Origin of the sequence: Sphingomonas sp. GC_Shp_3 (assembly GCF_026540945.1) — a bacterium.
Taxonomy (GTDB): domain Bacteria; phylum Pseudomonadota; class Alphaproteobacteria; order Sphingomonadales; family Sphingomonadaceae; genus Sphingomonas.
The window spans coordinates 241588-265796 of record NZ_JALNUT010000002.1; the positions used below are offsets into that span (position 1 = coordinate 241588).

General features: G+C 65.5%; 18 protein-coding genes. 13 read left to right on the forward strand and 5 right to left on the reverse strand.

Annotated elements, in window-relative coordinates:
* The first annotated feature begins 140 nt into the window (after positions 1–140).
* From OXR00_RS06895 to OXR00_RS06935, 9 genes are all read left to right on the forward strand, one after another.
* Positions 141–7286, forward strand: coding sequence for an autotransporter outer membrane beta-barrel domain-containing protein (locus OXR00_RS06895; protein WP_267387391.1), 7146 nt, complete (start codon positions 141–143; stop codon positions 7284–7286).
* A gap of 249 nt (positions 7287–7535) precedes the next feature.
* Complete coding sequence (locus OXR00_RS06900) at positions 7536–8414, forward strand: aldose 1-epimerase family protein (protein WP_267387392.1); 879 nt, start codon at positions 7536–7538, stop codon at positions 8412–8414.
* Between the two features lie 33 nt (positions 8415–8447).
* Positions 8448–9215: an SDR family oxidoreductase gene (locus OXR00_RS06905; protein WP_267387393.1), complete on the forward strand. Its 768-nt coding sequence runs from the start codon at positions 8448–8450 to the stop codon at positions 9213–9215.
* A gap of 2 nt (positions 9216–9217) precedes the next feature.
* On the forward strand, positions 9218–10111 hold the full coding sequence (locus tag OXR00_RS06910) for a glycosidase (protein ID WP_267387394.1): 894 nt from the start codon (positions 9218–9220) through the stop codon (positions 10109–10111).
* Between the two features lie 85 nt (positions 10112–10196).
* A complete protein-coding gene (locus tag OXR00_RS06915; protein ID WP_267387395.1) occupies positions 10197–10772 on the forward strand; it encodes a DedA family protein in 576 nt (191 codons plus the stop codon).
* A 148-nt stretch (positions 10773–10920) separates the two neighbouring features.
* A complete protein-coding gene (locus OXR00_RS06920) occupies positions 10921–12411 on the forward strand; it encodes a helix-turn-helix transcriptional regulator (protein WP_267387396.1) in 1491 nt (496 codons plus the stop codon).
* Between the two features lie 120 nt (positions 12412–12531).
* Entirely contained in the window at positions 12532–12789 is a 258-nt protein-coding gene (locus tag OXR00_RS06925) for a GlsB/YeaQ/YmgE family stress response membrane protein (RefSeq protein WP_242153185.1), read from the forward strand.
* 64 nt (positions 12790–12853) lie between these two features.
* Positions 12854–13456, forward strand: coding sequence for a general stress protein (locus tag OXR00_RS06930; RefSeq protein WP_242153188.1), 603 nt, complete (start codon positions 12854–12856; stop codon positions 13454–13456).
* A 22-nt stretch (positions 13457–13478) separates the two neighbouring features.
* Positions 13479–13787 carry a hypothetical protein gene (locus OXR00_RS06935; RefSeq protein ID WP_267387397.1) on the forward strand — a complete coding sequence of 103 codons (309 nt, stop codon included), beginning with the start codon at positions 13479–13481 and terminating at the stop codon, positions 13785–13787.
* Between the two features lie 60 nt (positions 13788–13847).
* Here the strand turns inward: OXR00_RS06935 and OXR00_RS06940 are convergent, their stop codons facing one another.
* Positions 13848–15140, reverse strand: a complete 1293-nt coding sequence (locus OXR00_RS06940; RefSeq protein ID WP_267387398.1) for a sorbosone dehydrogenase family protein — start codon at positions 15138–15140, stop codon at positions 13848–13850.
* The gene (locus tag OXR00_RS06945; protein ID WP_346731993.1) at positions 15140–15547 is read right to left on the reverse strand and encodes a DUF2231 domain-containing protein; all 408 of its coding nucleotides are present in this window, start codon (positions 15545–15547) and stop codon (positions 15140–15142) included. Before OXR00_RS06945 ends, OXR00_RS06940 begins: the two co-directional genes overlap by 1 nt.
* A gap of 203 nt (positions 15548–15750) precedes the next feature.
* Here OXR00_RS06945 and OXR00_RS06950 point away from each other — a divergent pair, with 203 nt between their 5' ends.
* The 4 genes from OXR00_RS06950 to OXR00_RS06965 all read left to right on the forward strand — a co-directional run bounded on the left by OXR00_RS06950 (position 15751) and on the right by OXR00_RS06965 (position 18912).
* Positions 15751–16929, forward strand: coding sequence for a sodium:proton antiporter (locus OXR00_RS06950; protein WP_267387401.1), 1179 nt, complete (start codon positions 15751–15753; stop codon positions 16927–16929).
* Between the two features lie 92 nt (positions 16930–17021).
* Positions 17022–18215, forward strand: coding sequence for a DUF2252 family protein (locus OXR00_RS06955; protein ID WP_267387402.1), 1194 nt, complete (start codon positions 17022–17024; stop codon positions 18213–18215).
* Entirely contained in the window at positions 18215–18709 is a 495-nt protein-coding gene (locus tag OXR00_RS06960; protein WP_242153204.1) for a nucleoside deaminase, read from the forward strand. Before OXR00_RS06955 ends, OXR00_RS06960 begins: the two co-directional genes overlap by 1 nt.
* Positions 18706–18912 (forward strand): helix-hairpin-helix domain-containing protein, encoded by a 207-nt coding sequence (locus tag OXR00_RS06965; RefSeq protein WP_267387403.1) that lies wholly within the window; start codon positions 18706–18708, stop codon positions 18910–18912. The genes OXR00_RS06960 and OXR00_RS06965 overlap by 4 nt, the downstream gene beginning before the upstream one ends.
* 3 nt (positions 18913–18915) lie before the next feature.
* Here the strand turns inward: OXR00_RS06965 and OXR00_RS06970 are convergent, their stop codons facing one another.
* The 3 genes from OXR00_RS06970 to OXR00_RS06980 all read right to left on the reverse strand — a co-directional run bounded on the left by OXR00_RS06970 (position 18916) and on the right by OXR00_RS06980 (position 24125).
* Entirely contained in the window at positions 18916–19266 is a 351-nt protein-coding gene (locus OXR00_RS06970) for a response regulator (RefSeq protein ID WP_267387404.1), read from the reverse strand.
* 114 nt (positions 19267–19380) lie between these two features.
* Positions 19381–20814, reverse strand: a complete 1434-nt coding sequence (locus OXR00_RS06975) for an HWE histidine kinase domain-containing protein (RefSeq protein ID WP_267387405.1) — start codon at positions 20812–20814, stop codon at positions 19381–19383.
* 107 nt (positions 20815–20921) lie between these two features.
* Entirely contained in the window at positions 20922–24125 is a 3204-nt protein-coding gene (locus tag OXR00_RS06980) for a helicase-related protein (RefSeq protein ID WP_267387406.1), read from the reverse strand.
* Positions 24126–24209: the final 84 nt, after the last annotated feature.

Sequence of the window (24209 nt, forward strand, 5' to 3'; positions counted from 1 at the left end):
TTCCGGGCGGGTAATCGCAAGGATCACGTAACAAAATCAAGCAGACACGAAGAAGCTGCGGTTCGATATGACTAGACACATTTCGGCAATTGTTCATATCGTGGCTGATCGGCAGAGTACGCCGATTGGGGGGGAAGCACATGAGCAAGGTCGGTATCGACGCATCCGCGCGTCGGTGGAAGTTCGCTGTCGGTAGCAGCGCGATGGCGCTGATGATGGCGAGCGCCAGTGCGGCGACGGCGCAATGTTCACCCGACCCCACCATTGCGGACGGCACCACCGCCTGCTCCGGCAATGACACCGACGGGATCCGGGTGACCACTGCGAACACAACGCTGACGGTCGCGCCAGGCGCGAACGTCGCCACCACCGGCACCTCAGCGATCACGGTCGACGTCCTGCGTAGCGATTATAGCTCTTTTACCGCGAACACGATCAACGTGGGTGGTAGCGTTTCCGCAGACGGACAGAGCGCGATTGCGGTCATGTCGGGGACTTCGACAACGCCATCTTACTACAGTACGCAGCAAATCGCGCTCACCGTAGGCGCAGGCGGTGCTGTTTCCGGCGCGACGGCACTCGCCTTGCTCCCGTCGCCCGGCAATGCAAGCGGGACGATCTCCGCGACAGTGGATAACGCCGGCACCCTTACCGGTACGGGCGGCATCGCCCTGCTCGGCAACGCTACCACAAACACCTACGGCTACGACCAATCGATCGCAACTTTCACGACGATCACCAACCAGGCAGCCGGCGCAATCGTTGGCGGCATCCTGGGCCCGGTGGTCACGCTGGGCAACGCGGGCAGCATCGATGGCGGCGCGAGTAGCGCGGTGGACTCCGGAAACTCCAATAGCAGCTACTACGCCACCATCACCAATTCAGCGGGCGGCGCGATCCGCTCCACCTCGAACGCCGCGACGCTACGCAATACCACCGCTTCAACGACCATCACCAACGATGGTACGATCGCCAACGCAGGCTCCGGCGCGGCATTGTCGGCCGGATTACTGACGATCGCCAACAACGCAGACGGCGAGATTACCTCTGCGGGCAGCACAGCAGTGCAAGCGTCGTTCATCAACCTTGTCAACAAGGGGGTCGTCACCGGCAATGTCGTGGCGACCGGCGGCGGCAATACGATCGACTCCACGACGGGGCGGATCGATGGCGCGGTAACGTTTGGCAACGACAACAACACGGTGGCGGCAACCTACGTCGGCCGTCGCGCGCTGGCGACCGGGATCACCGGCACGATCACCACCGCCGGCACCAACAATGTCGAGCGTGTAGTATTCTCCGCAGACACGGACGTAACTACCCCGATCGACCTCGACGCCGGGTTTCAAAAACTCGTCCTGGCGCCTGACGCCCAGGTGACCGCGACGCTTTTGGCGGGTTTTTCGACCGCAAACCCCCTGACTCTGAGCGGCCGTGGAGCGGTGATCAACCGGACGACCCTCACCGCGCCTGGCATCAGCGATCTTGATTACGGCTTCGCCTCCTCCGCCATGTTCACCAACGAAGGAACGATCGAAGGTTCCGGCGTCGTGGATGCCTATGGGCGTGGCGGCTATGCGGTAGCCTTCAGCAACCATAACTTCATCAATCGCGGCATCGTGGCCAATGATAGCCGTGGCGTCTCGATGTTCAACAACACGTTGGAGAACAGCGGCCAGATCACGACCAAGAACACCGGCGTTGAGATGTCCGACGCCGTGCTGAACAACAGCGGCGCCATCACGTCCACGGCAGGGGTCGGAGTCTCACTGTTCGGAAATGTCGGGCTTCGATCGTCGAACAGCGGCACGATTACTGGTGCGACCACCGGAGTGATGTCGTACGGTTATTATTTTACCAACACGGGGACGATCAGCTCGGCCGGGACGGGTGTGTCGATCGACCAGTCCTTTACCAATGCTGCAGGCGGCGTGGTAAACGGCGGCAATGGTCCGGCTGTCATAGGTGGATACAACGCCAGCATCGCCAATGCGGGTACGATCAACGGCAACGTCGTGGTGGGCGATGGCGCCGCCGCATACCTGGCGCTGAGCGGTGGCACGCTCAACGGAAACCTTGCGATGGGTGATGGCAGCACGCTCCTCACGGATCTGGTCAACACCGGCACCGGATCGTTCGCGGGTATCAACGGAACCGTTACCGTGACCGGCAAGGCTTCGCTGCTTTACGCCATCAACACCGACACGTCCGCGAATTTGATTTCCGGCGATACAACGCCGTTTTCCAGTGTCGGCTATCAAGTCGCCCACGGCGCCAAGCTGACGCTTAGCGGTCCTGATGGCCAAGCCCGCACGCAGACGCTTGTTTTAGCCGGCAACGGCAGCGTCGATCTCAACGGGGCGGTTTCGGTCATCGATGCACCGGCGATCCGGTCAACCAAAGCGATCACGTATCCGGACGGCAGTCCTGAAACCGCGGCATTGGCAATCACCAACCGCGGCAACATCACAGTCTTGCAGTCAGCAGATAGCACGGCCTATTCCATGTCCGGCGTATCTCTGAATAGCGATGACACTTTCGCGAACCTCGGAACAATCACCGTGACCAACCGAGCTGCCGCAGGCTCACTCACCGCCATTACCGGTGGCGCCAGCATCACCAATGCCGGCTCGATTCTGCTCGATGGCAGCACCGGCATCAGCAACTTCCAGCCTGAAACTCTGGTCAATTCGGGTGACATCACGCAGGTTGACGGCGGCGCGATGGCGAACGGCATCACGGGGCCGATCACTGTCAACAACAGCGGGACGATCCGCGTCGGCGGCGTCGCGGTCGAGGCCTCGGGTTCTACGATCTCAAATTCAGGCACCATCGCCAGCACTGGTGGCGTCGCGATCGGCGCCATTCGTAACAGCTATGGCTCCGCGACGGCTATGATCGTCAACGCGGCAGGCGGCATGATAACGGGGACCGGCGGCACCGCGGTGCAGCTGTATTCCGGTCTTTTCAGCAACGCCGGAACCGTGAACGGCACCGTCGACCTGGGCTATGACGTTTCATATTATTCTGGCGCACCCACCCGCTCCTACAGCAACAGCACCTATGTGGCGGCCGGCGGCACCATCGCAGGTGACCTGCTGTTCGGCGACGGCGACGACCTGTTGTTGCAAACTGCGGATGCGTTAGGTGTTTCTGGCACCATCGATGGTGGCGCCGGGCGGGACATATATGGACGTTCTTTGACGAGCAGCGACACGGTCGCGCTCGACCTTTCCAAAGTCCGCAATTTCGAAGACGGCCTCGTGCAGGTACTCGGCGCCGACACGGTCGCCACGGTAACGGCCAACGGCACCTTTGGCGGCAACCTGTTTGTGGCCGGCAACGGTCAGGTCGTCAATCAGGCCAGCATCACCGGCAGCTTGTCGACTGCACTGCCTAGCAGCATAACATATTCATTTGCTTCGGCCGCGCTGTTCCCAGACGATCAGGTTCTGGCGGCGATCACCAACACAGGCTCGATTGCGGGCGGCGTTTCCGTCACGACGTCCGCCTTCACCAACAGCGGCGCGATCTCCTCGGCAGACCCGCGTAGCCAGTCTGTTTCGGTATACAGCGCCACGCCGCTCACCTTCACCAACAGCGGCACGATCACGCAAGCGGAGGCGTCGCTCCCCAGCTATTCCTACCCCGGTTACCCATATTATCCCTACGGGGACTCCACACCGAGCGTCTTGCTAAGCGGGACCAGTGTCATGACGATCCGCAACAGCGGCCAGATCAGCGGAGGCGGTTTAACGGCGACGAACTATAGTTACGTGGATGTCGCCCCCACCGCGATCGACTTCGCGAACAGCGGTACGATCTCCAGCGACAACAAAGCGGCGGCAGCCGCAATCAACGTCTATGATTTCGGGTCGGACAACGGAGGCACGATCCAAATCGCCAATTCAGGTACGCTGTCCGCGCAGGTCGATGCGACGAGCGGCACGAACGCGACTGCGCTCAGCCTGTATGCGGATCCGGCTTCGCAGCCGATCGCGTATACCATCACCAATAGCGGCACGATCCGTGCGACCGCTACCGGCGCTAGCCCCTATCTTTACCCGCAGACCAACGCGTTGCTCGTGAGCGGCGCCGGGTTGTCGGGTACGATCACAAACACGGCCAACGGTGTAATTACAGCCAGCGGTGAGCGTGCTTACGCCATCCTCATCGCGGAAACCGCGCTGAACCTGAGCAATGCCGGCGTCATAACCGCGACCGGCACGAAGACGAGCACCGCAATCCAGACGTTCGACGCGTTCGACAACGTGATCGTCAACACCGGCACGATCACGGGCGACATCTTTCTAGGTGATGGCGCGGACACGCTCGACAATGCCGGCACCATCAACGGTGCGGTTTCGCTCGGTGCGGGCGACGATCGCTTCATCCAGCGTGTCGGTGCGACCGTGAGCGGCCTAGTCGACGGCGGTGACGGTAACGACCATTACATCGTCGATGCGAGCGGCGGTACCGCCACCCTCGCCGCATCGCAGATCAGCAATTTTGAAACCGTCACGCAAACCGGCACCGGCACCGGATACTACTCGGGCACGTTCAACGTCGATACGATTGCGCTCGCGGGCGGGACGCTGGCGGTGGCCGCGGGGCAGACGCTGGCAACGTCAGGCGTAACCACGATCACCGGCGGTGACGCGGGCGTCAGCATCGTGAACGCCGGTCGCATCGCCGGCGCGGTGAGGCTCGGCGCGGGGGACGATAGCTACACGGACATGGCCGGCAGCATCGCGGCCGGCGGCGTTGATGGCGGCGGCGGCACCAACCTATACCGCGTGATCCTCAACGGGAATCGCAGCGGGATCGGCGCGCGCGCCAACTTCCAGCAACTCGCCGTGGCCGGCACCGGCACGCTTACGCTGGCGCTCGATCAGAACTTCCAGTCGGTTTCGCTCGCCGGTGCGAACCTGAACGCGAGCCTGGGCGGGTTCACGATCGGCCGGATCGACGGCAGCGCCGCTGCCGAAAGCGCGTCCGTCGACGGCGACGTCGCCGCAGCCTCGCTCGGCGGTGGCGACGACACGCTGGCACTCGGCGCGACGACTCTGGCCGGCCGCTACGACGGCGGCGACGGGACTGACGTGCTGCGCCTTACCGCTAACGGACCGGTCACGCTTACTGGCACCGCCACGCATTTCGAAACGGTATCGCTGGCGAACGGCACGCTGACGATCGCAGGAACGCTCGGTAGCGATGGTGCGGCACTCGCGTTTGGCGACGGCGCGCAGGCGGTGACGGTCGCCTCCGGCGGCACCTTGGCCGGCACGATCGACCTCGGTGCGGGCGACGACAGCTTCACGCTGGCGCGTGGCGGCGCCTTGATCGGGACCGTCGCGGGCGGCGCCGGCACCGACACGGCAACGCTCGATTTTGCGAACGGCCTGACCCTCAACAGCGGTACTCTGACCGGCTTCGAGCGGCTGGTCGCACAAGGTAGCGGCACGCTGGCGCTGAATGGCGGCGGCTTCTCGTTCGACACCGCCACCATCACCGGCGACCTGACCATCGCAGCAGACGCATCGCTTACCACCTCGCACCTCACATTCGGCCCGGCCGACAATCGGCTCACGATCGCGGGTACTTTCGCCGGCTCGGTCGCCGGTGGCACTGGCACCGACAGCATCGACGTGTCCGGCGGCAGCGTCGCCGCACCCGTCGCATTCGGAACCGTCTCCGGCATCGAGGCGCTGCGGATGAGCGCCGGTTTCGCGACCGTGTCGGGCGATGCCGCATTCGGCACGGTGGCGCTGGCGGGCGGCCGCCTGGTCGGTCTCGCCGGGTCGACCATCTCGGCGTCCAACATCACGGTGGGCAGCAACGCGACGTTTGGCTCGGCGGGCACCGTCAATGGCAACGTCACGGTAAACGGCACGCTCAGTCCGGGCGCATCGCCCGGCACGATGACGGTCAACGGAACCGTCTCGCTGGCGGGTGGCTCGACCTCGTTGTTCGAGATCACGCCGAGCGTATCGGACAAGCTCGTCGTCAATGGCGCGCTTTCGATCGCGCAAGGCGCGACGCTGCAACTCGTCGCCACTGGCGCCGTCAAACCGGGCACGGTCACCGATCTGATCGTGGCGAGCGGCGGCATTACCGGCAGCTACACCACCGTGGTGAAACCGGCCTCGTTGTTCGGTTTCCTTGTGCAGGACGACACCCGCATCCGACTGGCGGGCGAGTTCCTTAACGACGCGAGTTTCTCGGCGCCGGTCCGGCGCAGCATCGATTATGTAAACACCGTTCTGGTCAGCGGGAAATCTAGTGCGGCACTGCTCGCGGTGGCGCCCTCGCTGGTTACAGCGTCCGGCGCGTCCAACGCCGCGCTGTTCGGGCAACTGACGCCGGAGGCCTATGCCTCGGCCCAGCAGATTACGGTCGGTAACGGCCTGTCCCTTGCCGCGTCCGGGCGCGGCGCGGATTTTACCGCACGGCGAGACACGCCGGGGCTGTTCACCTTCGCGAGCGTGCTGGGCGGAACGGCAACGCTGGAGGCGGATGCGGTTTCGGGCAATGCGCTTGCGCGCACCAACGGCTATGGCTTCCTCGGCGGGATCGGCTTTGGCGGCGCAACTTGGTCGATCGGCGCGTTCGGCGGCTACATGAACAACCGCCAAACGCTGGTGGGCCTGGCCGCGCATACCCGCGCGGATGGCGCGGTGGCAGGCGTGCACGGCCGCTTCGCCAGCGGCGGCTTCGGCATAAAGGCGACGGTCGCTTATGATGGGGGTGATGCCAGCACAAGGCGTTCGGTGCCCGACGGGAGCGTCTATGCGGAATATCGCCTGCATGGTTGGACAGCGGACGCGTCGATCGATTACGCGTTGCCCGTCACCGGAACCTGGACGGTGCGACCGAGCCTCGGCGCAACCGCAATTCGCGCCACCCGCTCCGCAGCAAACGAGGTCGGCACCAGCGCTTTCGCATTGTCGGTTGCGCGTCGCAACCACACGGCGGTGTTCGTCGATGGCGGACTGACGTTCAGCGGAAGCGCGCTTGTGCCAGGTGCGCGGATTACACCGTACCTGTCACTTGGCGCGCGTTATCAGGCGAAGGGCCGCACGCCGGCCGCGTTGGCCGGGTTCGGCGGCGGGGACCTCACCCTGCTGGCCGAGGGTGCATCACGGGCACCGGTTCTCGCAACCGCAACGCTTGGGGCTGAGATCGCGCTCTCGCCGCGCCTTACGCTGTTCGGCGCACTTACCGGTGAAAGCGGCGAGGCCGATCATCGTGCCGGCGGACGGACCGGTCTGCGGCTTGCGTTCTGACGCGCGGCTGTGCGACACGCGCGCTTGCTGGCCCGATCCAGCCGCGCGTGTCGCATGAGGGATGATCCGACGGGATCGGGTCCGTAGCAACACACACTCCGGAACCCACATGGGATGAGCGGTCCCGATCCCCCATCGTATTGTGAACAAGAAGTCATCTTCGCAACTGGAACCAACCCGTCGCGGTCGCGGTTGGCGCGTCGAGGATCTGGCAGTCGCGGCGGCGCCAGGCATCTGCCAAGGACCATCATGACCGCGTACGTTGCAACGATCGCGTCCGACCGGCTCACTGCCGGTATTTCCACGCTGGGCGCGGAACTTCAGCACCTGACCGATCGCGACGGACGTGAATTGCAGTGGGACGGCGATCCTGCCGTATGGCATGGCCGCGCGCCGATCCTGTTCCCAGTTATTGGTCTGCTGGAAGGCGGGCATTACCGGCTTGACGGCACGAGTTACCCGATGCCGAAGCACGGTTTCGCCCGCCATTCGACGTTCGACATCGTCGCGCAGACCGCCGACGCCGTCACAATGCGCCTGACGGCATCGGATGAGACGCGCGCGATCTACCCATTCGATTTCCAGCTCGACATCGCCTTTTCGCTCGGCGGTGCGACGCTGGAGGTGGTCGCCACGATCGCCAACGGCGGTGATCGTGCGATGCCGGCAAGCTTTGGCTTCCACCCCGCGCTGCGCTGGCCGCTCCCTTTCGGGCAGCCGCGTGACGCCCACGGTATCCGCTTCGAACGCGACGAACCCGCGCCCGTCCGCCGCATCGACGCGAATGGCTTTCTGCTGCCCGAGCCGCAACCGTCGCCGGTGGTGGGCGATCTGCTGACGCTCCGCGACGACCTGTTCGTCGACGATGCGCTGATCTTCGATGCGCTGGCGAGCCGCCGGGTCAGCTATGGCGCCGCGACCGGACCAAGGCTGACGGTCGACTTCGCCGACTTCCCCACGCTCGGCGTGTGGACCAAGCCCGGTGCCGGCTTCATCTGCATCGAGCCGTGGCAGGGCTTTTCCGATCCGGTCGGCTTCTCCGGCGATATTCGTGACAAGCCCGGCATCATCGAAATCACGCCCGGCGCCAGCAAGCGCTTCGCCATGCACATCGCGCTGACCGCCTGATGCCCGCACCTTCCCCCGTTCGGAGACGATAAGATGTTCGACAATGCCGTAGCGATCGTAACCGGTGGTGAATCCGGGATCGGCGCAGCCTGCGCCAAGGCGCTCGGCGATGCCGGCGCGCGTGTGGTGATCACTTATTACAAGGACGAGGCCGCGGCGCAGCGCGTGTGTGCCTCGATCGGCGGTGCCGACCGGGCGATCGCCGTTCAGACCGATGTCGGCAACGAGGCCGGCGTTACCGCGCTGTTCGCTGCGGCGGAGAAAGCGTTCGGCACGGTCAGCCTGCTGGTCAATTCGGCCGGGATGAACATGAGCGGCGTGTTCCTTGTCGATATGGAACTGGCGCAATTCGACCGGGTGGTGCGGTCCGACCTGTACGGCCCGTTCCTCACCTGCCGCGCGCTGGTGCGCGGACTGGAGGCCAAGGGGATGAAGGGCCGGATCGTCAACATATCCTCCATCCACGAACGCGCGCCACGACCGGGCGGCGTCGATTACGATTCCGCCAAGGGCGGCTTGTCGCAGCTCACCGCCACGCTCGCGCTGGAACTCGCGCCGAAGGGCATCGCGGTTAACGGCGTCGCGCCCGGCATGATCCTGACGCCCATGAACCAGAGCGCGATCGACAATGCCGCCGAGTTGAAAACGAAGGAGGCGGCAATCCCGTGGCAGCGCGCCGGCCGACCGGACGAGGTTGCGGCGCTGGTTAACTTCCTGCTGTCGCCGGTGGCGGATTACATCACCGGCACCACCGTGACGATTGACGGCGCGCTGTCGCTGACCGTCGCCCAGGGGGCGTGACGATGCCGATTGATTTCAACGTCGAACAGATCGACGCGATCACGATGACGGGCAATCAGGCGGTTTCCTGCCGCGACCTGATGAGCCCCTATGTCTGGCGCACCGATGGCGGCCTGTATGCGATGCTGGTGCGGGCGGTGCCTAAGCCAGGGGAAACCGGCGACACCGGCACGATCTGGTACGCGACGAGCGAGGATGGCCTCAGTTTCACCGCCACCGACACGCCGATCCTCTCGCCCGGGCCGGGCGCGGAGGACATTGGCGGGTGCGAAGACCCGACGCCGGTGTTCCGCGCGGATGGCAGCGTCGTCATCTATTATACCGGCGTAGATGCGACGCGCACCCACGGCGAGATGCTCTACGCCACCGGCCCGTCGATCGATCGCCTCACCAAACGGGGCGTCGCGATGCAGAACACGCCAAGCCAGGGCAACATCAAGGAAGCCACGGTCGATCGCACCAAAGACGGCGGCTGGCGGATGTTCTACGAATATGCGCGCAACGAGGCATCGCTGGTCGGTCTCGCGGTCAGCGATGGTGACGCCGGCCCATGGACCGATGCGGCCGATCCGTTCTCGCCGCGCCCTGATGGCTGGGATAGCTGGCATCTCTCGACCGGACCGCTGCTCACCACCGACAAGACCCGGCCGGTGATGTTCTACAACGGCGCCACCCACGACGCGCGCTGGCGGATCGGCTGGGTCGCGTTCGATGCCGAATATACCAAGGTGGTCGCGCGCTGCGTGGAACCGCTCATCACGCCGCCGCCCGGGCCGGACCGCACCGGCACCGATATCGCCTTCGCCGCATCGGTGGTGACGGTCGACGGGCAGATCTGGCTGTATTACTCGCTGGCCGACACGCACCTGTACCGCGCAATCATCCGCCAGAGTTAGTCCGGCATAGCGCCACATCAACCTAGCCTGTAGCACCGGATCGTGCGCTGGGGCCGGCGTACGATCCGAATGGTACGGGGAAAGCATGACGATCGAGCTGCTGATTGCGCGATACGGATTGATCGCGCTGTTCTTCGGTGCCGGCATAGAAGGCGAGGCCTGCGTCATCACCGGCGGCGTGTTCGCGCATCGCGGTGTGCTATCGCTCCCGGCGGCGATGGTGGCAGCCGCGCTCGGTTCGTTCGCGGCGGACCAGGTGCTGTTCCTGCTCGGGCGGCGCTACCGTAACCTCGCCTGGGTACGTCGGCTGCACGACAAGCCTGCGTTCGCGCGGGCGATCGCGATGATCGAGCGGCATCCCAACCGCTTCATCTTCGTGTTCCGCTTCCTCTATGGTCTTCGCACCGTCAGCCCGGTCGCGATCGGCACCACCAAGATTCCCGCGCGTCGTTTCCTGCTCATCAACGCGCTCGCCGCGATTGTTTGGGCGATCGCGTTCACCACGGTCGGCTTCGTGTTCGGCCACGCGCTGGAGGCGCTGCTCGGGCAGTTGCTCACGCCGGCCAACATCGCCATCGCTGTCGCCGTGGTAGCCGTATTGGCGGCGGTGATTTGGTTGGTGCGCAGATCGCGCAACCGCGCGTCCAACACGACACGCTGAAGACCTTCCGGATCAGTCTTTTGTTCGACAATCAAGCCTGATCCGCCCATTGCTACGCCGCAGCGACCAGCGCCGGAGACACCGCCGCATTGGTCTTTCGCAACCGTTCCGCGTTATGCGCTCGCATCTTCGACGGAGCCGCATTCCTATGGTCAAGGCCAGAACATCCAACGACCAGCCCGACCGCGAACAACTCCAGCGTATCGTCGAGGGTTTGAGCGACGGCGTGATCCTGATCGAGCCTGATGGAAGGATCGTCTGGGCGAACGCGGCCGCGCTGGCGATGCATGGCTGCGCGGGCGTGGCCGATCTGGGCGCGACGGTCAGCGAGTATCAGCATCGCTTCACGCTGCGGTTGCGTGCTGGACAGCCCCTGCCCGCCTCCGCCTATCCGATGGCACGGCTCTGTCGTGGCGAGGCGTTCGAGAACGTGATCGTCGATGTCTGCAAGACCGGCCAGCCCGAGCCGGACTGGGTCCACCGCGAGCGCGGCTTCGCTTTGGATCACGATGGAAAACCCGATTGCCTGGTGCTCATCATCTGCGACGCGACCGAGGCGTTCGAGGCCGAGGAGCGCTTCGAGAGCATGTTCAACGCCAACCCTGCGCCTGCGCTGATCGTGCGGCTCGCCGATCTGCGCTACGTCCGCGTCAACGAAGGTTTCCTCGAACTGTCCGGCTGGGAACGCGACCAGATCGTCGGCCGCTCGCTGTATGATTTCGACATCCTTGAACACGCCGTCGAGCGGGATAAGGCGAAGGCGCGGCTCGGGCGCGGCGACGCCGTCCCGCAAATGGAGGCGGAATTGCCGCTGCCCGGCGGCGACAGCAAACTGGTGCTGCTTGCCGGCCATCCGGCCGAGATGGCCAACAACGAACCATGCATGATCTTCACCTTCGCGGACCTCGAACCGCGCCGCCGCGCGGAAATGGCGCTGCGCCAGAGCGAGGAGCGGTTCGCCACCGCGTTCCGCTTCGCGCCGGTGCCGATGCTGCTGACCAGCGTCGACGGGCACCGCATCCTCAACGTCAACCACGCCTTCCTGGCGCTGACCGAATGGGGCCACGACAGCGTGGTCGGCCGCAAGCCCGCCGAGATTGAACTGTTCGAAAGTTCGGCGACACGCCGCGAAATCGAAAAGAAAGTCGCCGAAAGCGGCTCGTTCCGGGGCTATGAGGTGCAGATCAAGACGCGCACCGGCGATCTCGTCACCTGCCTCGCCTCGGCCGAGACGGTGACGATCAATGGCCAATACTGCATCCTCGCCGCGTTTCAGGACATCAGCGACCGCAAGCGCACCGAACTCGACCTGATCGCCGCGATCGAAGGCGCGATGCAGGATTCGAGCTGGCTCAGCCAGAAGATCATGGACCGCCTCGCCGCCTTGCGCGGGCCGCCGCCGCAGCACGGTGCTCCCACCCCGCCGGTCGACCTGACGGCGCGCGAACGCGAGGTGCTCGCCCTCATCACCAAGGGTAAGACCGACGACGCCATCGCCGATGCCCTGTCGCTGAAGCGCAACACCGTGCGCAACCACGTCGCGCGGCTCTACGCCAAGATCGGCGCGCACAGCCGCGCGGAAGCAATCATCTGGGCGCGCGACCGGGGCCATCAGCTCGGCATCGATCCGCAAAGTTAATTGTACGGACAGGTGCCGGCGCACCCATGCAACAGGTGCCTGCGCATCTTTGGCGCATTCGGCTCCGGCCTTACCTTTCCAACATCGAGCCAACCGCTCGTGTCTGAAAGGAGAACGTCAATGTCCATTCTTGCATGGATCATCCTCGGTCTGGTCGCCGGCTTCATCGGCAGCAAAATCGTCAATCGCACCGGCGAAGGCGTACTGCTCGATATCGTGCTTGGCGTGGTCGGCGCGGTCGTCGGCGGCTTTCTGTTCAACCAGTTCGGCGCGGCCGGCGTCACCGGCCTCAACGTCTACAGCCTGATCGTCGCGGTCATCGGCGCGATCATCGTGCTGGTGCTCTATCACATGGTGGTGCGCGGCACGCGCCGCTGAACATCCCGCTTTCGAAACCACAAAGCCCCGGTCGATCCACGGCCGGGCACAGGAGAGAAGACTCATGACACAGACCATCACAGGCTTGTTCGACCAGTACGACGACGCCCGCCGCGCGGTGCAGGATCTGGAAGCCGCCGGCGTCGCACACCGCGACATCAGCATCGTCGGCCATGACAAGCGCAATGCGGCTGGTGATGTCGCCGAACCGGCCGCGGAGGACGCGGGCACGGGTGCGGGCATCGGCGCGGCGGTAGGCGGTGTCGGCGGTCTGCTCGCCGGGCTCGGCCTGCTCGCCATTCCGGGTATCGGTCCGGTGGTCGCGGCTGGCTGGCTGGCGGCAACCGCAGCCGGTGCGGCGGGCGGCGCGCTCGTCGGTGCGGCGGCAGGCGGTCTCGTCGGTGCGCTGACCCATGCCGGCGTCTCCGAGGACGACGCGCACGTCTATGCGGAGGGTGTCCGCCGTGGTGGTACGCTCGTTACCGCCAAGGTCGACGAACCGCTGGTTCCAACTGCGCGCAACATCCTCAGCGACGATCGCACCGTCAACCTGAGCGAGCGCCGCAGCGCGTATCAGGCACAGGGCTGGAACCGCTTCGACGAAAGCGCGCCTGCCTATTCGGACAGCGACATCGCCGCCGAACGCGCCCGCTACAATCGCGTCTGACCTCCATCAAAGGAACATCACTATGCGTATGTCCACCACGATCCTGTTAGGCGCGGCGCTGTTCGCCGCTCCCGCGCTGGCGCAAACCGCCCCTGCCAAGAACAACGCGGCGATCAAAACCGCGCATACCGTCAACGACGGTCAGGCGCGCCGCGGCGCCAACTCGTTCACGCAGGCGCAGGCACGCGAGCATATCGCCAAGTCCGGCTTCACCAACGTCTCGGCGCTGACCAAGGACAAGCAGGGCGTGTGGCGCGGCACCGCGATGAAGGCCGGCCAGACCGTCCACGTCGGGCTCGACTTCAAGGGCAACGTCTCGACCGCGCAGTAACACGAAACGAAACGGCGGCGTGGCTCACACAGCCACGCCGCCGTTTTCGCACGTTCGGCCCTAACGGCCGCTGACCCGCCAGACCGTATTACCGAGATCGTCGGCGATCAGCAGTGCGCCGGTCTTGTCGAGCGTCAGGCCGACCGGGCGGCCATGCGCCGCATCGCCCTCGACAAAGCCGGTCACGACGTCGATCGCCTTGCCTGCCGGACGACCGTTGGCGAACGGGACGTAGATCACCTTGTAGCCGTTGAGGTGGCCGCGATCCCAGCTGCCATGTTCGCCGATGAACGCACCCGAGCGCCAGCGCGGCGGCAAAGCGGTCGCCCCGGCCGAGAACACCATGCCAAGCGGTGCGACATGGCTGCTCAAGCCATAATCCGGCACGATCGCCTTCGCCACCAGATCGGGCCGCTGCGGCTTGACGCGCGGATCAACGTGCTGGCCCCAGTAGCTGTACGGCCAGCCGTAGAAGCCACCGTCCTTCACCGAGGTGAAGTAATCCGGCACGAGATCGGGGCCGAGTTCGTCGCGTTCGTTGACGACCGCCCACAGCGCCTTGGTCTGCGGTTCGAACTGCAGGCCGTTCGGGTTGCGGATGCCGGTGCCGAACAGGCGGTACGCGCCGGTCGCGCGATCGACCTCCCAGATCGCCGCACGGCCGCGTTCGGCCGACATGCCATTTTCGGTGATGTTGCTGTTCGAACCGACGCCGACGTAGAGCTTGCTGCCATCGGGGCTGGCGACGAGGCTCTTGGTCCAATGGTGATCGATCGGGCCGCCCGGCAGATCGACCAGCTTGGTGCCGAGCGTGTTGATGCTGGTCTGCCCCGGTTGGTAGGCATAGCGAATGATCGCATCGGTGTTGGCGACGTACAGATCGTTGCCGACCAGCGCGACCCCGAATGGCGACTTCAGCCCGGTCAGGAACTTGGTGCGCTGTTCGGGGATGCCGTCACCGTTGGTGTCGCGCAGCAGAACGATATCCATGCCCGCCTTGGCATCGTTATGGCCGTGCGCCTGGATCAACTGCATGACGATGTCCTTGGGCCGATGGACCGGCTCGGGCTGGCCATCGGTTTCGACGACGAGGACGTCGCCATTGGGCAGCGTGTACAGCGATCGCGGATGTGCCAGTCCGGTGGCAAGCGCCTGGACCTTCAGATCGCCAGGAACCTTCGGCGTCTTGCCATTCCACGGGCTCGGCGGAACGACGTGCATCGGCGGGATCAGATATTCGCTGATGTCCGGCAGCGCCGGATTGGCGCCGATCTGCTTTTCCGTATCGCCACCCTGCTTGGCGCAAGCCGACAGCGCGAGCAGCCCGACGGCTGCGAGAAGTACGCTACGCATCAAACGATCCCTCCGGTGCGGCTCGGGCGCAGCAGCGGAACGCTGATCCCTGCGGCCACGGTCAGCGCGATGACGGTCAACACCGACAGCACCAGCCCAGTCGGCATCGCGCCATAGGCATCGCGGCTATGTACGAAATTGTTGAACAGCCCGAGGATCATCGCGACCGCGTAGGTGATCGCGTAGGGCCAGATCAGCGGGTTGGCGCGGACGTGAGGGCGCACCAGATCGAAGATGCCGACCAGCGCCGCCAGCGCGCCGACCGCTTCACCGCCGGCCAGCAACCAGTCCGAGAAGTTCTTCCAGTTGACGTCGAACGTGTTGTAATATGCGATATCGGTGATGAGCGCGCCGAGGAAGCAGATCAGCGGAATACCGAGCACCATCGGATGCAAAGGTCGCCTCACGGCATGAAGGGGCGGCGAGGTATAAGCTTCGGGCAACGGCCCCTCCCACGATGATCATGTTTCTGCGGAACGGATTCCATCGGGATGGAGTTCCGGATGTATCTGCGAGTTCCGAAATATTCATCATCGCCTGAGCGACGCCGGATTTGGTTTGGTCGCGCCCTATGGCATGACGTTCGCTCAGCAACGAGAAAGGCTCCCTCATGGCGCATGTCGATATCCCCGCGCTGGGGCTGCTCCTGCTCGTCGCGTGTCTGGTGGCGATCGTCACCCGGCGGATCGGGTTGCCCTATTCGGTCGGCCTCGTGGTCGCCGGCATCGCGCTCAGTCTGGTCGGCTACCGCAGTCAGATCGTGCTCACCCCGGAGCTGATCTTTACCGTGCTGCTGCCGCCACTGGTGTTCGAAGCGGCGTTGCATCTCGGCTGGAGCCAGTTCCGGCGTGAAGCCCCGCTCGTGCTGAGCATAGCCTTTGTCGGCACCTTCCTGTCGGCGCTGGTAGTGGCGGCGGGGATGCACTGGCTATGCGGCTGGGGCTGGCAGGGATCGCTGCTGTTCGGCGCGCTGATCGCCGCAACCGACCCGGTAGCGGTGATTGCGATGATGAAGGAGCAAAAGGCGGAACAGCGCCTCGCCTTCCTCATGGAATCGGAAAGCCTCGTCAACGACGGCGCCGCCGCCGTGCTGTTCGCCGTGGTGGCTGCATGGATTGCCGGTGCGGACAGTTCGGCCGGCAGCATCGCGATATCGCTGGTCAGCACGGTGGCTGGCGGCGTGCTGTGCGGTTTGGTCGTCGCCAGTGCGATCATGCTGCTGGCCAAGGGGTCGAACGATCACCTTGTCGAGATCACGCTGACGGTACTCGCCGCTTATGGATCGTTCCTGATCGCGGAGGAACTCAAGGTGTCCGGCGTGCTGGCGACGCTGTCCGCCGGCATGCTGGTCGGTAACCGCGGGCGCGGGCGTGCGCTTACCGATGAGGGCAGCGCCGCGATGATCCGCTTTTGGGATTTCGCCGCATTCCTCGCCAATTCGGTGATTTTCCTGCTGATCGGCAGCCGCGAGGCAGCGCAGCCGATCATAGCCTATCTTTTGCCCGCCGTGGTCGGCACCATTCTCGTGCTTGGCGGGCGCGCGGTGGCGATCTACCCGATCGTCGGGCTGTTCCGCCGCTCCTCTTTGGCGGTGAACGGCATCACCCAGCACATCCTCTTCTGGGGCGGCTTGCGCGGCGCACTCGCGCTCGCCCTCGCCCTAGCCGCGCCGGCGGCGCTGCCCGAACACGACGCGCTGATCAGCGTGGCGTTCGCGGTCGTCGCATTCTCGATCTTCGTGCAGGGTCTGACCGTGCCGAGGCTTCTACGGCGCAGCGACGCAAGCTGACGTCACAGCCTTCGAAACCGGCGCGCAATGTTTCGTTACGATTTCGGGGTCCGTGCGTTGGACGTCTTCACACGCACGCAGGTGACCCACGAATGCCGACGCCAAGCCCGACCGAACGACATGAGATCCTTGAAACCAATCGTACCCGCAAGATGGCGCGTTCCGCCCACGCCTATGTGCGCGGCAATACCGTGAAGTTCTACGAATGGCTGGAGGCATCGCCGGTCGCGGGGCGCGTACCGATCGGACCGGCGGTGTGGATCTGCGGCGATTGCCACCTCGGCAACCTTGGGCCGATCGCCAATGGTGACGGCAATGTCGAGATCCAGATCCGCGATCTCGATCAGGCGGTGATCGGCAATCCCGCGCACGACTTGATCCGGCTTGGCCTGTCGCTCGCCACCGCCGCACGCGGCTCCGACCTGCCCGGCGTGACCACCGCGCGGATGATCGAGGAGATGGTCGAGGGCTATGCCGCCGCGATGCACGATCCGACGAGCGGTGATGCCGGTGTCGAGCCGGACGTGGTGCGGAGCATCAAACGGCAGGCGCTTGGCCGCCGGTGGAAGCACCTCGCGCGGGAGCGGCTCGACGCGATCGACCCGCAAATTCCGCTCGGCAAGAAGTTCTGGGCGCTCGACGAAAACGAACGCAGCAGCCTGGAAGCGGTGTTTGCCGACCCGGAGGTGGCGCGCCTGATCCTCTCGCTCGATCACAAGGACAAGGATCGCGCGGTGCGGATGGTCGACGCGGCCTATTGGATGAAAGGGTGCAGTTCGCTCGGGCTGCTCCGCTTCGCCGCGATCATCGGCCTGAAAAATGCCAAGGGCCGCTCCGACTACGCACTGGTCGACATCAAGGAAGCCGTCGCACCGATCGCCCCCGCCACACGCGGAGCGGAGATGCCCGACGACAACGGCGAGCGCGTCGTCACGGCGGCCCGCGCGCTGTCGCCCCACCTCGGCACGCGGATGACCGCCGCGAAGATGCTCGGCCGTTCGCTGTTCATCCGCGAGTTGTCGCCGCAGGATCTCAAGCTCGAGGTCGATCAGTTCAGCGAAGGTCAGGCGGTGATGGCGGCGCGGTACCTGGCGTTCGTCGTCGGCAAGGCGCACGCGCGGCAGATGGACACGGCCAGCCGTACCGAATGGCTCGGCGTGCTGGAAGCGGACCGACGCGGGATGATCGATGCGCCCTCCTGGCTGTGGCAGAGCGTGGTCTCGCTGGCCGGTAGCCATGAGGCGGGCTATCTCGAACACTGCCGTCGCTACGCGTTGGCCGCCTGATGCCCCGCCCCGATGACGAGCGCTGGATGCGCATGGCGATCGCGGTGGCACGCTCCAAGGGTTCCGACCCGGCGAGTTCGCCGCTCGGCTGCGTGATCGTACTCGATGGCAAGGTGATCGCCGCCGAACGAAACCAAACGCACGAACTGCCCGACGCCACTGCCCATGCCGAGATGATGGCAATTCGCCGGGCCTGCGAAAGCACCGGCGAGCTCGAACTGCGCGGTGCGACGCTATACTCCACGCTTCAGCCATGCGGCATGTGCACGATGGCGTCGATCTGGTCGAAGGTCGGTCGTGTTGTTTACGGCGCAGGCCGCGCTGACGTGCATCCGATGTATTTCGAGGCGCGGCACATCGATACACTGTCGTTCATCGGCGATGCGTACCGCGATGACATCACGATCGAAGGCGGCTGCCTGCGCGCGGAATGTGCGGAGCTATATTACGGTCCGGACGTGGACCTTCCCAAGGAAGAACAGGCGAACCTATGAGCAACGGCGAAGCTCTCAACATCAATACCGCGACCGCTGCCGAGATTGACGGCATTGCGCAGTTGAAAGGACACGGCTTCGAGATCGTGCGCTACCGTGAGGAACGCGGCGGCTTCAGCGATCTGCGGCAGCTCGATGAAGTGCCGGGGCTGACTGGGAAAGCCGATGGACTCGACGGAACGATCACGATCGGCGACGCCTAGCGGTTACACCGGTGCGAGATCACGAAAGGTCTCGACCAGAACATGCGCCTGGATCGGCTTGGCGAGAATAACCATCGGCGGGGCGCAAGGCGTACACGCTTCGGGCGTACCGGTCATGAAGATCACCGGCACCGCGCCATGTTCGGCGATGATCGCCTGCACCGCCGCCGGTCCCGTGCCCTCGGCAAGTCTGACGTCCGACATGATGCAGTCGGGCACGCGCGCACGGGCGGCTTCGATCGCTTCCGCCTGCGTGGATGCCAGATCAAAAGACGATCCACCCGCACCTTCGAGGATCTGGACGATATGGTCGGCAATAAGGAGATTGTCTTCGATGACGAGCACGTGGCACATGTCTTGATCCCGGTTGAGCCCTGCTACAACCGCCGACCAACATGTTTAGTCGCAAAAAACTAATCCAGATTAAGACAATCGTTGCTTAATGCTAATTCGGGATCATCGTCTGGATCACATCGGCGCCTCGATGCCAAATTGCACGCCATCGGCCGGATAGTGGATCGTGGCCTTGCCGCGCACGTGCCGGGACAGGACACGTTCGATCATCCGCGTACCGAAACCGGTTCGCGACGGCGGCACAACAGGTGGACCACCCTCCTCGACCCAGGTGAAGGTGAAGCGCCGCTCCGCATTCGCACCGGTCAATGCCCAGCCGATCACCACCCGCCCGGCGTCGTTCGACAGCGCGCCGTACTTCACTGCGTTGGTGGCGAGTTCGTGCAACGCCATCGACAGCGCCAGCGTCACCTCGGGTGTGAGGTGGATCGTCGGCCCCGCCATGGCGATGCGTCGCCCGTTGCGATCGATGAACGGCGCCAGCACATTTTTGACGATATCGCCGATCGCGGCTCCCTCGATCTCGTCGCGCAGCAACAACTCGTGCGCGGTACCGAGGCTGGCGATACGCCCCTCCACGGCATGCCGCGCATCGTCCAGCGATGCCGCGTCGCGCAACGTCTGACCGACCACCGCACCAACGGTGGCGAGCGTGTTCTTCACCCGATGCGTCAGTTCGCTGGCGAGCACCGCGCGGTGTTCCTCGGCGAATTTGCGATCCGACACATCCGCCGCGAAACCGGTCATGGTGAGTGGCGTACCGTCTGCACGATACTGCATCTCGCCCTGGGCGCTGATCCAGCGCTGATCGCCGGCAGAGGTCAGAATGCGGTAGTCGATCCGATAGGGCGCGGCGTTCTCGATCGTGTCGGCAAGCGCGGCGACTACGGCCGACAGGTCGTCCGGGTGGATCGAGCCGATAAACTCCGCATAGGTGAACGGCGCGTCGAGCGGACGCCCGAACACCTCTTTGCAGCTTGCCGAAGCCGTGATCTCCTCCGCGCCGGGATCGTAGCTCCACGTGCCGAGGCCACCCGCCTTCAGCGCCATCGCCAGCCGTATCTCGCGTTCCGCCAGCGCCGCCTCGCGATCCGAAAGCTCCGCCGCCAGCGCCTCGCGATCCTGCTGGAGCCGGATGACACGGTGCCGCTCCACCGTCACGTCGAGTTGCGAGGCGACGAAGTAGCGCGGCTTGCCAGCCTCGTCGAACACCGGCGCGATCATTAACCGGTTCCAGAACGGCGTACCGTCACGGCGATGGTTGAGCAGGTCGATCTCGATCCGCTCGGCATTGGCGATCGCGGTGCGCAGGCGGGCGACATCCGCTTCCTCGGTAAGCGGCCCCTGCATGAACCGGCAATTGCGCCCCAGCACCTCGACCGCGGCGAACCCGGTCAGGTTCTCGAACGCCTTGTTGACGTAGATCAGCGGGTTGTTCGGCAACGTCGGATCGCTCACGACCATCGGAACGATCGCGTCGTCGAACGCCACCACGATCGGGTCCATCGGGTCGAGCCGGCCCGCGAACGCGTCGACCGCCGCTTGCACAACAGGCAGCGGATCGCTCGGCTGAACGGGAAAAGGGGCTGACGGCTTACGGTCCAAAGCGAGAACGTCTTAGCAAGGTTTTCCGGGAGGGCAACGAGGGTTCTACGCTAGTCGGATGCGTCGAGGTCCTCCAGCACCTCTTGAAGCCGGTCGAGCCGCGCATTCGCATCGTCGATCCGTTCCGCCAACAGATAACGGTCGCCCTTGCGGGTCAGCCCCGCCGCCTCCGCATCGGCCCGGAACTCCTTGCGCGGGGTGAAGGCGATCGCCGCCGGCCCGGCATCGATGCGCGCAATGCCCAGCGCCAGCGCGCTTGCCCGCGCCCCCGCGATCTTCAGCAGCGTGACGGCCTCGTCCGGCAGCGCGCCGAAACGGTCCTCCAGCTCGGCATGAAGCGCGTCGATCGCGGCAGGGCTGTCGGCGCGGGCGACGCGGATGTAGAGCGTGACGCGCAGCTCCGCATCCGGAACCCAGTCCTCCGGCACACGCCCGGCGATGCCGAGGTGCAGTTCGGGGGTCCAACGATCCACCACCTCGCCGCGTGCGGCCCGCAATGCGCCTTCCAGCAGGTGCTGGTACAGGTCGATCCCGATCAGCTTCATATGCCCGGCCTGCGCCTCGCCGACGAGGTCGCCCGCACCGCGCATGTCGAGATCCTGGGCGCTGATCGCGAAGCCCGCGCCAAGCCGGTCGAACGCTTCCAGCGTGCGGAGCCGCTTGAGCGTGCGCGGCGCGATCTCCTTGTCGGGTTCGGTGAACAGCAGCACCTGCCCACGCCGGCTGCCGCGCCCGACCCGGCCGCGCAACTGGTGCAACTGGCTGAGGCCGAAGCGGTCCGCGCGCCAGATCACCATCGTGTTGGCGCGCGGCACGTCCAGTCCCGCCTCGATGATGTTGGTGGCGAGCAGCACGTCGCCGTCGCCGCGCCCGAAGCGCACCATCGCCTCGTCGATCTCGGCGGCGGGGAGCTTGCCGTGCGCCTGTAGCACCTCGAGCTCCGGCACCAGCCGCGCGAGCAGGTCGGCGAGCTTGGCCATGTCCTCGATCCGCGGCACCACCACGAAGCTTTGCCCGCCGCGGCTGCGTTCGCGCAGCAAGGCGGCGCGCAGCGTCGCTTCGTCGAACGCATCGACGGCGGTGCGGATCGGCTGACGGCGTGAGGGCGGCGTGGCGATCACGGAGAGTTGCTGGATGCCGACCAGCGCCGTCTGGAGCGTGCGCGGGATCGGCGTCGCACTCATCGACAGGATGTGGACGTCGCCAAGATCGCGCAGCCGCTGCTTGTCGGCGGTGCCGAAGCGCTGTTCCTCGTCGATCACCACCAGCGCGAGGTTGTGATATGCAATCCCCTTGCCCGCGACCGCACCGGTGCCGACCACCACCTGGATCGAGCCGTCCGCCAGCCCCGCCTTCACCCGCTTGCGATCGGCGGTGCTGGACAGCCGCGACAGGCCGGCGACGGTGATGCCGGTGCCCTCGAACCGTTCGGTAAACGTCTCGATATGCTGCCGCGCGAGGACCGTGGTCGGTGCGGCGATCGCGACCTGATGCCCGGCGAGCGCCGCCGTCGCCGCCGCGCGCAGCGCCACCTCGGTTTTGCCGAACCCTACGTCCCCGACGAGCAACCGGTCCATCGGCGCGCCCGAAGCGAGGTCCGCACGCACCGCCTCTATCGCCCGCGCCTGATCGCGCGTTTCGCTAAAGGCGAAGCCGGCGGCGAACCGTTCGTAGGCGGCGGTGTCGGGGTCGAGCACCGGCGCGCTCCGCTCGGCGCGCGCTTTGGCGAGTTCGGTCATGCTGCGCGCGGTCTCGGCGATGGCGATGTCGATCGCGCCGCGCCGCTTCTGCCATGTCGAACCATCGAGCTTATCGAGCGGTACCGCATCGGCGTCGCCGCCGTAGCGCCACAGCCGGTCCGCTTCGGTGACGGGCACCAGCCGTACGCCATGGTCGGCGTAGGTCAGCGCGATCCCCTCGCCTGCGGCCGCGCCGTCGCTCTCGGGCATGTCGGCAAGGCCGGCGACGACGCCGATGCCGTGATCCTCATGCACCACCACATCCCCGACGCGGATCTCGCCGAAGCCGAACGCGGAGAGATCGGCGCCAGCGGTCTGCGCGTCGTCACGCTCGGCGCGACTGCCGAGCAGATCGGCGGCGGCAACCGCAAGCACGCCCTCGCGGTAAAAGCCATGATCGACCGGCGCCTCCAGCGCGAGCAACGCACCAGCCTCTGCGCCCTGCACCTCCTGCCAGGAGGAAACATGCACGACCTCGCCTTTCAACGCGGCGGCAACCCGCCCGCCGAGAAAGCGCAGGTCGCGTGCACTACCGAGCAGCACGACGCGATCGCCCTCATCGAAGGCAGCACGCGCAAGTCTGGCAAACGCCCGCAGCGGCGCCTTGCCTTCGATAAAGCGCGGCGGTGCATCGCCTTCCGCCGCGTCCTCGATCGGCACGGACCGTCGTTTCGACGCGACGGTTTGCCACGCCTTCTCCGCCACGATGGCGCGCAGCGCACGTTTCGGACGGCGACGTTCACCATCGGCGGCGAGTGCCAGGAAACGCTTGCGACGATCCTCCGCCGCCGGTTCGATGGCGAGCGCGGCGTCCGGGAGATGATCGAGCAAGGTAACGCCGGCACCATCCAGATCGGGTTCGGACACGCGGCCGAGTTCGCGCGAATCGCAGTCGCCGGTGGTACGCTGGGTGGCGGGATCGAAACTCCGCAACCCGATGATGTGCCCATCCTCGACCTCGATTCGGAGCGGTTCGACCGCATCGGCGGGATAGATGTCGAGAACATGGCCGCGCAGCGCGATCTCGCCCGGCTCATCGACACGCTCGTCGCGGTGATACCCCAGATCCGCGAGTTGATCGAACAGCGCCGCCAGATCGACCGCCTCGCCCACCGCGACGTGCGGCGGCGATGCCGCGAACGCCTCCGGCGTCGCATAGGCGCGCGCCAGTGCCTCGCCGGTGGTGACGCAGGCGATCGGCGCGCGGTCCGCCTCCGCCTGCGCCAGCCGCAGCCGACGCAGCGCCGCCACGCGTTGGCCGACATTGGCCGGCGATGCCGCCGCTTCCTCGCCCGGCAAGGCGTCGCTCGCGGGGAACAGCACCACCGTGGGGGGCGTCATCGCCGCTAGCGCATGGAACACCGCGTCGGCACGGGCATCGTCGGCCGCAGCAAACAGCACGTCGCCATCCCCAAGCGCCTCCGCGAGGAGCGCAGCGACCGAACCAACCGGCAGCGCGGCGGCAGTGACGACAGGAGCGAGGACACGTGCGGTCGGATCGGCGGCTGCCGGCATGAAGGATACCTCAAAGTGTTGAAGTGCGTCGAACGAGTGTAACTGCCGCCCGTTCCGCGCTATACGGTTCGCCGCCGCAGGGAT